Annotated in this window: 8 protein-coding genes; 2 read left to right on the forward strand and 6 right to left on the reverse strand. The window is 45.7% G+C overall.

Features of this window, described 5'->3' with window-relative positions; translation table 11 throughout:
- Together RW114_RS18650 and RW114_RS18655 are read left to right on the forward strand one after the other, a co-directional pair.
- Positions 1-703 (forward strand): putative bifunctional diguanylate cyclase/phosphodiesterase (locus RW114_RS18650; protein ID WP_340124256.1); only part of this gene is annotated, 703 nt, incomplete at its 5' end.
- Positions 704-752: 49 nt separating this feature from the next.
- The gene (locus tag RW114_RS18655) at positions 753-1,256 is read left to right on the forward strand and encodes a hypothetical protein (protein ID WP_340124257.1); all 504 of its coding nucleotides are present in this window, start codon (positions 753-755) and stop codon (positions 1,254-1,256) included.
- Positions 1,257-1,309: 53 nt separating this feature from the next.
- On the opposite strand, the gene RW114_RS18660 is transcribed toward RW114_RS18655, so the two are convergent.
- From RW114_RS18660 to RW114_RS18685, 6 genes are all read right to left on the reverse strand, one after another.
- The gene (locus RW114_RS18660; RefSeq protein ID WP_340124258.1) at positions 1,310-1,615 is read right to left on the reverse strand and encodes a hypothetical protein; all 306 of its coding nucleotides are present in this window, start codon (positions 1,613-1,615) and stop codon (positions 1,310-1,312) included.
- A 27-nt stretch (positions 1,616-1,642) separates the two neighbouring features.
- A complete protein-coding gene (locus RW114_RS18665) occupies positions 1,643-2,488 on the reverse strand; it encodes a ParB N-terminal domain-containing protein (RefSeq protein ID WP_340124259.1) in 846 nt (281 codons plus the stop codon).
- A 111-nt stretch (positions 2,489-2,599) separates the two neighbouring features.
- A complete protein-coding gene (locus RW114_RS18670; RefSeq protein WP_340124260.1) occupies positions 2,600-3,982 on the reverse strand; it encodes an Hsp70 family protein in 1,383 nt (460 codons plus the stop codon).
- 191 nt (positions 3,983-4,173) lie between these two features.
- Positions 4,174-5,361 (reverse strand): exonuclease/endonuclease/phosphatase family protein, encoded by a 1,188-nt coding sequence (locus RW114_RS18675; RefSeq protein ID WP_340124261.1) that lies wholly within the window; start codon positions 5,359-5,361, stop codon positions 4,174-4,176.
- A 160-nt stretch (positions 5,362-5,521) separates the two neighbouring features.
- The gene (locus RW114_RS18680) at positions 5,522-6,658 is read right to left on the reverse strand and encodes a pyridoxal-dependent decarboxylase (protein WP_340124262.1); all 1,137 of its coding nucleotides are present in this window, start codon (positions 6,656-6,658) and stop codon (positions 5,522-5,524) included.
- 679 nt (positions 6,659-7,337) lie between these two features.
- The gene (locus RW114_RS18685; protein WP_340124263.1) at positions 7,338-8,675 is read right to left on the reverse strand and encodes a POT family MFS transporter; all 1,338 of its coding nucleotides are present in this window, start codon (positions 8,673-8,675) and stop codon (positions 7,338-7,340) included.
- Positions 8,676-9,614 lie beyond the last annotated feature (939 nt).

Raw genomic sequence — 9,614 nt, forward strand, 5'->3', positions numbered from 1 at the left:
TCAGTTGCAAGCAACCCACGACCGCCGGATTCTCGGCGCTGAAGTGCTGTTGCGTTGGGAGCACCCTGAACGCGGCTTGGTTTCACCGCTCGAATTCATTCCGCTGGCTGAAGAAACCAGATTGATCCTGCCCATAGGTCTGTGGGTGCTGGAAACAGCCTGCGCCCAACTCAAAAGTTGGGCGGACATGCCCCATACCCGGCATTTGCAACTTGCCGTTAATGTCAGCGCTCATCAATTCCATGAAGCCAGTTTTGTCGAGCAAGTTTGCGCCATGCTAGAAAAATATGCCATCCAACCTGATCGGCTCAAACTCGAACTGACTGAAAGTCTGGTACTCGACAACATAAAAGAGGCTATCATTAAAATGCACGCTCTCAAAAAAATCGGAGTGCGTTTTTCCATGGATGATTTCGGCACCGGCTATTCATCGCTGGCTTACCTAACACAACTGCCGTTTGATCAACTGAAGATCGATCAGTCCTTCGTACACAATATTGGTGTAAAGCTTACCGATACCGTGATTGTGCAAACCATTATCGGCATGGCCAACAATCTTGGCATGGATGTGATTGCTGAGGGCGTAGAAACAGAAGAGCAACGCGCATTTTTGGAGCGTCACGGTTGCCCGGCTATTCAGGGTTACTTATTCAGCAAGCCAGTCCCGATTGAGCAGTTTGCATTGTTACTGAAACAAAGCTGATTACCGTCTAATTCAGCGTTCTATTCCTTGCACACAAACACGTTCAATTATGTTCATTTATTCATTGCCCTTATTTTTCGCCCATATTGGTTTAGCCAGTCCGCTAGATTTGCTGATTATGTTTATAGCCCTATTTATGGTTCTATTTATAAGCTCACTGTTTTTCGGAGGAGATCAACAGAAAAAATCCGCTGACAACTATCTGTTGGCCGCATGGAATGGCGGTGTGGCGCTCAAGTGGGCGTTCTGGCCTTTTTTTCTTATCCTGAACATTTGTTTGTATGGCGCAGACACGCTGGTAAAAGTCGGCATGTTTACCGTATCCGGCTGGGATGATGTGCATGTGATGCTAGTGCTGCCGATTGTCTGGTGGACAACGGCTGTTTGGCGATGCTCGCCCAATACCGCTCTAAGCGTTTGGGCGGCGTGCGCTCGATTGCTGACGGTCAGCGTATTTTTCGAATATAGTTTGAAGCTGTTGATACGTATAGACTACCCGAGAATATTTTTTGGCTGTGATGAGTTGTTACTGGATTATGGCAGCTGCTTTTAAGTCGCACTTTATTCCCTCACCAGAGAAAAAATTATTTGAGCGTCGCTAAGCAGTTAATTCGAACCCAGTTCTTTTGATGCTGCGGCCACGGGTTGCTCAAGACCTGCCGCCTTCAGCAGTTGCATCAGCTCAACCGAGGTTTGCACCGCCGGTTGCGGCCCCTCTATTTTTTGTTGCGTCCAGTCCACGGCCTCTCCTGATCCCCACGACACCAGGGAAGCCAGCACAAACACCAATGTGCCGCGTGTCATGCCTTTAGGCAAGCCTTGTTCTTCCAGATAGCAGTGGAGATACCGGACTGCTACGAAAAACACCATAGTGGAGATAATCAGGTTCCATAAGGAAGGTAAGGTCAACATTATTAGATTTTCTCTTGTGTCGAAAGGTTATTTTGCAACGCTGTTGTTAAGCTCTGCTTCGAGCGTTAAGAACTGATCTTTCCAGTAGTTAGCCGTGTTAATCGCTTCTTCCTTGGCAGTCATCAAGCCATTGATGCGCTCGTTTAAATCCCTGTTCAGCTCGGTTAATCGCTTAACTTGTTCAATAGAGGCTGAAATCCTATCGTCAGACTCAAACACTTTCATCATTACCTTGTTATCGGCTTCTAACGCATGTATCGCACTTTGCTGTTGGTCAATAATGCAGCTCTGGCTGTCCCCAGCTTCCGGTTCGTCCGCCGGAACCGGCTCAGGCTTGGGTACTACAGGCTTAGGCGGAGAGATTTCTTTAATGGCCTTATTCAGACTTTTTTTGCCGTCTATAACCTCCTTTACCAGTTCCGCTGGTGCTTCCTTAACCAGCTTATCGGCCAACTGTTGAGTGCGATGTCCTACCCCGGATTGCTTAGCCCTGGATGTTGCACTGTCTAACTGCACAACATTCTGTAATTGGGCGCTACCCGCTGCCTGAGCATTTACCCAGCTTTGGGATGCCGATACGATAGCCGCAGACTGTCCCTGAGTTAAGTGTCTACGATGTAAATTTGACGACAAGATAAATTGTGTAGGATTGGAGCCAGTGTACTCAATAATGACCGGAGCAATACCCAGCTCACATAGCGCACGATAGCGATTGCCGCCATCCAGAATCATGCCGTCCAGCGTGTAGATAGGGTGTGTTTGTCCGTTAGTCTGTATATTTTCTTTAAGTGAAATAAACTCGGCATCAGACATTCGCGGGAAGTAAGTGCAAAGCGGGTGTAGTTCTATGGTTTGAATATTGTTATCAGTCATTTATCAGCCTTAATTTAAGCCGACCAGTATACCATGCTCACATCGCGATATATCCCCTATCAAATAGACTGTTACGACCATAAAACCGGCTTTAGTTCAAAACTAAAACTTTCAATGACCGCCTAAATAACACCTTCTTGCGTCACACGCCAAACCGAAGCCAACGCTGGACAAGCGATTGCCTTCGGAAATTTCGGCATGCGGAAATATACGATGGGTAATTTGTTGAATCATCGGAATAGCGGTACCGCCGCCAGTCAAGATTACCAGCGCCACATCGTCTGCTTTCACGCCGGCCATCACCACGCATTCATGAATCGTTTTTTGGATGCTTTCGATATTTCCATATAGACTTTCCTCCAGTTCTGCCCGATCTATAGGCGCTTGCAAATTTGCTTCAATAAAAGCAAGATCAGCCGTTGTTTGCTCGCTTGAACTCAGTTGAATTTTGCTTTCCTCAACTCTGGCCATCAAGGTATGCCCCAGCTCTTCCTCTACAATCGACAGCAATCGATGGGTAAGAACCTTATCATTTGATTGACTAATTAATGCCCTTAAATCCCTTTTATATTTTTTCGCATACATATACTGAATTTTACTCAATTCTGAAAGATCGAAAAAAGGCGTTATCGGAAAACCCAGCCCCTTAGAACCCCAAAAAGAACCTAATCCTAACAACGGCATAAAACATTTCAAGCTCAATGATCGATCAAAATCATTACCCCCAATCCGAGTCCCCGCATTAGCCAGAATATCCTCTTGGCGATCTTGTTTTTTGATGTAACGCCCGGATAAGCGCATTATCGTAAAGTCCGAGGTACCGCCGCCAATGTCGATAACGACCGCTAATCTTTCGGTATCGCCACTGTTTAATTCATGCGCAAACGCGGCGGCAATAGGTTCATATTGAAAGCGAATATTTTTAAAACCGGCGGATACGAATATGGCCTCAAGCTGGCCTTCTGCCTCCTTGTCTGCTTTGTCATTGCCATCGATAAAATGAACCGGCCGTCCGGCAACGACATTTTCGATGTCTCTGTCAGCCAATAACTCTGCTTTATTTTTTATATGCTCAATAAAATGGCCAATAATGTGTTCGAACCGGGTTGTTCTTCCGCTTATCGTCGTTCCTTCCTTCATCAGAGAAGTTCCAAGCACCCGCTTAAAACTTCGCATGAACCGACCCTCCTCCCTGGCAACATAAGCATTAATCGCTTTACGGCCAAAAAAAACGGCAGGATTTTCTGCCGGAAAAAAAATTGTCGACGGTATCGTTAAATGTTGCTCTTCTACCGGAACCAAAGTGATTGACTCATCACGCCCATTGGCAATCGCTACGGTTGTGTTTGATGTTCCAAAATCGATTCCGCATGCAATTTCATTCGCTCTATGCATTTTGAGTGTCTTCATACTACGTTTTATTATAAGGAGACCGACATACCTGACAGAGCTCAGGTAGTGCCGGCCAGATCTTCCAAAGCCACAGAAATCCATCTTCTTTTAAGATTTCTGGCGACTATCAATGCAATATATCCAGTTCTATTGGCTGCAAGAACAGGGCTTCGAGGCGCATAGCCCAAGGTTTTCTTCAAGCCGGAAACCGGCCTTTAGCTCAGATCATTTATTATCCAAAACTCAAAGAACAACTTCCAGTCTGGCTGTCATCACAAATCAACTGCGATCCATTAGAATTGTATTTTAGCAGCAATTCCACCATGATCCGTAGGCCATAAGCCTAATCCGGGCGGATTGGTTTTGGTCGAAACCTTGTCGCCCAACACACGAGCTTGTTTAACTTTTTTAGGCATTTCACGGGTAAAAATCATATCGATCCGCTCCGTTAGCAACGATTTTTTGCTATCCAGATCTTCATTTTGACAGCACGTATATCCCAAGACTTTACCGGGTCTGAGTTCCCACACGTCATGGTAACCGCTATCCACGAATTGATGATAAGGGGTGGTGATGCCTGTCACGAAAAGCGGCGGAAAAACGCCCGGGATATCCATCTGTTCCGGTGAGGAATTCATGTCACCAAGCACCATTAAATAATCTGTAGACGTAGTCATATCGAGAGTTTGAAGCAGTTCATCAGCCTGGGCGGCTTGATAAAAAGTGAATTCCGGCATACCGACGTCCTCCCCTTTGACTTCAAAATGCGTATTGACGATACGATAAACCTTATTGCCAATAGTCGCGTCCACTGCCACAAAGCCCCTCTCTATAGCTATCCCAAGCGATTCGACTGAAGCGACAACTTGATAGTTACAACCATCGACTGATGGTTTCGTGCATAAACCAAAGGATTGATAAGCGGACCAATCGACCTTGGCAACTTGCACATCCAGACGCGCCAAGATCACATCCCGATCGACAGCGACCAGATAGACATCCTTACCGTTGATATTGAACGGTATGACCACATCAAGGTTCTTGACTGTGGCGGCTACCTCATAATTTATACCCTTTTTACGCAGCGCTTCCGGTGTGTTATTCAACGCTGCCAGCGTTAAGGCCAAATGGTCATCAAAAGCATTGGCAATCGATGGATCGTCACAGCCAAGCTCAGGCCGAGGATCGAGATCGATACAGGTTAAATTCCAAACTTCCTGAAGACCGATGATCTCCGGCGATCGCTTGGCAATCATGCGAGCCTGTTCCAGAACCCGCGCCTTAAAATCACTTGCCGATACTTTTTGCAAAACACCCACCAGCGCATCGTTGAACGCTTCAGGTTCGGCTGCGAGAACGGGAGCCAGATCCGCACCGAGATATTGATTTAAGGTGACGACTTCAATTTCATCAACTGCCAAAGCGAGATGAGCATAAAGAAGGAAACACAGGCAAATGGAAAATCGAGAGGCTTGTTTCATAATCGTACTCCTAAATAAAGTTGAAAGGTGTCTGCAACACCTTTATTAAGTTGCCAATTCTTTACGTTTTTCATGTTTCTCTCCACCGGTATTTTTGCTGATAAACCATTGATAACTGCCCTTGGTATCGCCTGGAACCACAGCGCTTAATGAGTTGAATTTATAAGCGGGTGACCGAATCTTGATCCAGATCAGTCAGAAATTCTGTTAATACTTTCCGGTCTACATGCGGCATGACCATAGCATGCGCATAATCCTGTTTTTGATGATTCAGCTCCAAACGCATGGTTGCCAGTGAATATTTTTTCACGATCCGATCGCTGGGTTTTCTAAAATAAAGAGTATTAGACAGTTCGTTAGCGCGTATGGGCTGCAGATGGGAAAAGTGGCTTTGCATTTGTGCCATCAGATAAGCCGTGTTTTGCAACATAGCCAGGGCATCTTCAGCTTGTTTGGCCATCGCCGATGGCGTTGAAAAAAAATAGAATTCCGCCGGTTTTACCGCATCTCTGGAGCAAGTGATCGTTCCGGGCACATGATGGATATATTCGGGATTATGAATTTGGCTGAAAAATTCATTAAACTCATCAAAACGGCTTTGTGTCGTCATAAATAAACCGGCAGGCGATGGAAACCCGAAAAATTTATGGCAGGAAACCGCTATGGAATCATAGCGTATGGCTGCCGGATCACTCTTGGATTGATAGAGCAGTTCACTCGCATGGGCGGTATGGGGCAAGTAGCCGCCAAATAATGCGGCATCCAGATGCAGGTAACTGGAATGCCCTTTTAACACTTGCTGAATCCGGTCGATTTGATCGACAGCACCTTTAAACGTGGTTCCGATAGTCGCGACCACCAATGCCGGATGATCGCAGTTATCGGCCAGTTTATGCTGCAAGTCATTAGCATCCATGCCGCCATCGGCAAGGGTTTGCACAAAAACAGCTTCCAGCCCCAATAAGTCCCGTAAAATCTGGATTGAATAATGCGCTTCCTGAGTGAAATAGACTTTGGGAAACACGCCGGTGCGCCCTTTTAAAAGGGTCCGTCCCATGTACATGCCATGCATATTGCTGTCAGTACCACTGTTTGAAAGAAAGCCCCAGGTATTGTTTGGAGGAAAGGCAAACAATTTGCCAAAGTTCAGGATGAGTTCCCGTTCAAAATCGTGGGTATTGAATGGGATGGGACTGTCTTTGAAAGGATTTCCCACATTATTGTAAGCAAAAGTGCCTATTCCCGATTCAAGCAGTTCTTGCCGCCAGGCAAAAAACTCCGGAGACGGCGTATTCATGTTAACTGGATATCCTAAAAAAAGATTTTTCAGTTTCGCAAGCCCTGCCTTGTCCGCCAGCGATACATTTACATTTGAAGCGACCGTTTCCCGATTAAACCAGTCATTAAAATTTTGGGGTCTACAACCCGTAGAGATAGCCAGGATTCCTGTACCGCCATAACTTAGAAAGCGACGTCGTGTTAGCATAGCGCCCCACTTAACTCTGATAATTGTAAAGCATCCACTATTTATTGGTTTCCGCTTTCATTTTGCCCATCTGCGAACTGATATTTTTCATCTCAACAATTCGTTAATATTTTCGTCATCACAATTGACTCTGTTTACCGGTAAATCTTTTAACGCCTTTCCACCGTTAAGAATCCTTTAGCGTTAATGTAATTATGCAAAACCTCCAAGCATCATCGGTCAAAAAATTATTTACTGATGTTACGCACCCATAATGAAAAATCAATGATTTACAAATTTTGCAATTTGCTACACCGGTTGATTCCTCTGAAGGCCTGCGTAACATCAGTTATTTATTAACCCTTTCCAGTAATGGATAAAACTACAATAATCCCCCTAAACACAATGCGTATGAATACTTATAAGAATTAACTAACCCTGGCAACCTTGAATTCAGCATCCTTATCAGAAAAACGGGAGGACACTGTTGTGCAGACTTTGTCTGAATGCCCTACGTTTCTTCTTGCAGATAAGTCTCTTCGCGGTAATTCCGACTATGCCAAACAAATCCCAAGGCTGTCACCAACATCAATCCGGCGAAAAACCAAAAATAACCGGCTCCGGCCAGACGGCTGGAACCGTCCGGATTTTCAATGAAAAAATTCACCGCGCTGGTGAACAGGTTGCCGAGCGCAACCGCCGCCATATAAAGCGACATCACGAAGGATTTCATCGTTCTTGGGGCTTGCGTATAGGAAAACTCCAAACAAGTAATCGACACCATCACCTCGGCGGAAGTCAGTAACAGATAAGCCAGTAATTGCCAGCAGATGCTGGGATGAAATCCTGCATCGATGCGCATCTGAATACCGGCGACCAACACAAACGACAAGACGGTGACAAACAAACCGATGGCGATTTTGTTCATATAGCCCAAGTGTAAAAACCTGCCCAGTGCAGGGTATAGCCGTTTGTAAAACAATGGCGTGAGCAGGACGATCAGCAATGGATTGGCGGCTTGAATCTGCGAGGGCAAGATCTCGATGCCGAATACCAGCCTATCCATCTGTTGCGCTTGCAAGACCCAGGACGAGCCGTTTTGGTCGAACAAGGCCCAAAACATCGCAATGAACAAATAAATCCCGCTTAACCGGCCCAGGCAACGCAAACCTTCCCCGCTCAAGGCCTCGCGCACGAAACCCATGCCGGCAGCGGGTATGTGCACAAACCGGTACCGTCCCGACCAGAATATTCCCGTCGCCAGCAGCATCAACACGCCAGGCACCAAAAATGCGACCGGTGCGCCATAGGTTTTGAGCAGCCAAGGCACCAGCAGCATGGCGACAAAAGCCCCGAGGTTAATTGCCGAATAAAACCAACTGAATATTTTGCTAAGCCAATGCAGATTGCCGACACCAAACTGGTCGCCGAGATGCGCAGACACACAAGGTTTAATACCGCCGGCACCCAATGCGATCAAGGCTTGCCCCACCAACAAACCCGTTCGCGTATCGTCCAACGCCAGGCAAAAATGGCCTAAGCTATAGACGATCGACAGCAAGATGATTGTCCGGTACTTGCCCAAAAAACCATCGGCCAGCAACGCGCCTAAAAATGGCGTGAAATAAGTAATGGAAACGAATAAATGGAAATACGCCTTGGCCTCGTTTGCCGACATAGGCGCAAAATTGCCTCCAGCATCCATCAAGTACTGGGTCATGAACACCACCAAAATCGCCCGCATGCCATAATAGCTGAAGCGTTCCGCGAGTTCGTTGCCAATGATAAAAGGAATGCCGGCGGGTATTTCAGTGGAAGCAGCGGGAGCAGTACGGTATGGAGTTTTCACAAAATGATGCCTCATAGATTTTGATTTCATTTTCACGCACCTCACTGAAAATGCCTACAGACTTTTGGCACAATGAAAGAAACCTAGGTTCTGTTGACGTTTCAAAAAGAATAAATCAATGGGTTATCGCCATGCCGTTAATAAATGCTGGCATCCAGATGATGGGATGCCATTCATGGCTTGTAACTAACGGTAATCCATGCCGGAATTACGATTAAAAAAATCGTGCTTTAAGTTATCTAATTGAAAAATATAGATTAATTTTTTAGACAAAACGTCAACAGAACCTAGATTTTAAGACGGTATCTGCTATTTATATTTTTCTAAAAACGCAGTAAATTCTGCATAGTCATTTTTTTGGATGGGCCCCGTTTCGGTATAACCTTTATCAAAATGATCTAGTCATCGGGCTAATGCACTGGCTTTACCAAAAGCGCCGCCGAAACAGCCAGTCACGCTCAAAAGCAAACGGTAAATTATAAAGATCGCTAATGACCTGGACATTTTCCCACGCTGTTTAACACTAATAAAACAGCCCTGAAAGTGAAATATAGGGGATGCTGTTTCACCGGTCCCAGCTCGTTTAATGCGTGATCTAGGTCAATAGAAAGGCGGCTCTTTCCAGACAAGGGAGCCCGAAAATGACTTGGTTAACCTGGACACGAGGATTTTCAGAGCCTTTAACTCATCTGCTGATAAGATCTGATATTACTTGAGGCTGTCTAACCTAAGCTCATATTGAGTTTAAGTTATCTTTTGTAATAAGTAGTTGCGCCAAATACCTTATAACTGATGTTACGCACCCACCCCTCAAAAAGCGTATTATTTCGGGATGGAAAAAATAAAACTAGAATTATACACAGACTACCTGATCTGCAATAACGGGTTTGCGACGGCAACCGGATTGTCGGCAATGATGGAAGGGGATATAAGCCATGA

The sequence above is a fragment of the Methylobacter svalbardensis genome (assembly GCF_037671525.1).
Lineage (GTDB): Bacteria > Pseudomonadota > Gammaproteobacteria > Methylococcales > Methylomonadaceae > Methylobacter_A > Methylobacter_A svalbardensis.

What these genes read in the sequence shown, in the direction of transcription:
- RW114_RS18655 (WP_340124257.1), top strand. Translation starts at nt 753, where the DNA reads ATGTTCATTTATTCATTGCCCTTATTTTTCGCCCATATTGGTTTAGCC.
- RW114_RS18660 (WP_340124258.1), bottom strand. Translation starts at nt 1,615, where the DNA reads ATGTTGACCTTACCTTCCTTATGGAACCTGATTATCTCCACTATGGTG.
- RW114_RS18665 (WP_340124259.1), bottom strand. Translation starts at nt 2,488, where the DNA reads ATGACTGATAACAATATTCAAACCATAGAACTACACCCGCTTTGCACT.
- RW114_RS18670 (WP_340124260.1), bottom strand. Translation starts at nt 3,982, where the DNA reads ATGGATTTCTGTGGCTTTGGAAGATCTGGCCGGCACTACCTGAGCTCT.
- RW114_RS18675 (WP_340124261.1), bottom strand. Translation starts at nt 5,361, where the DNA reads ATGAAACAAGCCTCTCGATTTTCCATTTGCCTGTGTTTCCTTCTTTAT.
- RW114_RS18680 (WP_340124262.1), bottom strand. Translation starts at nt 6,658, where the DNA reads ATGAATACGCCGTCTCCGGAGTTTTTTGCCTGGCGGCAAGAACTGCTT.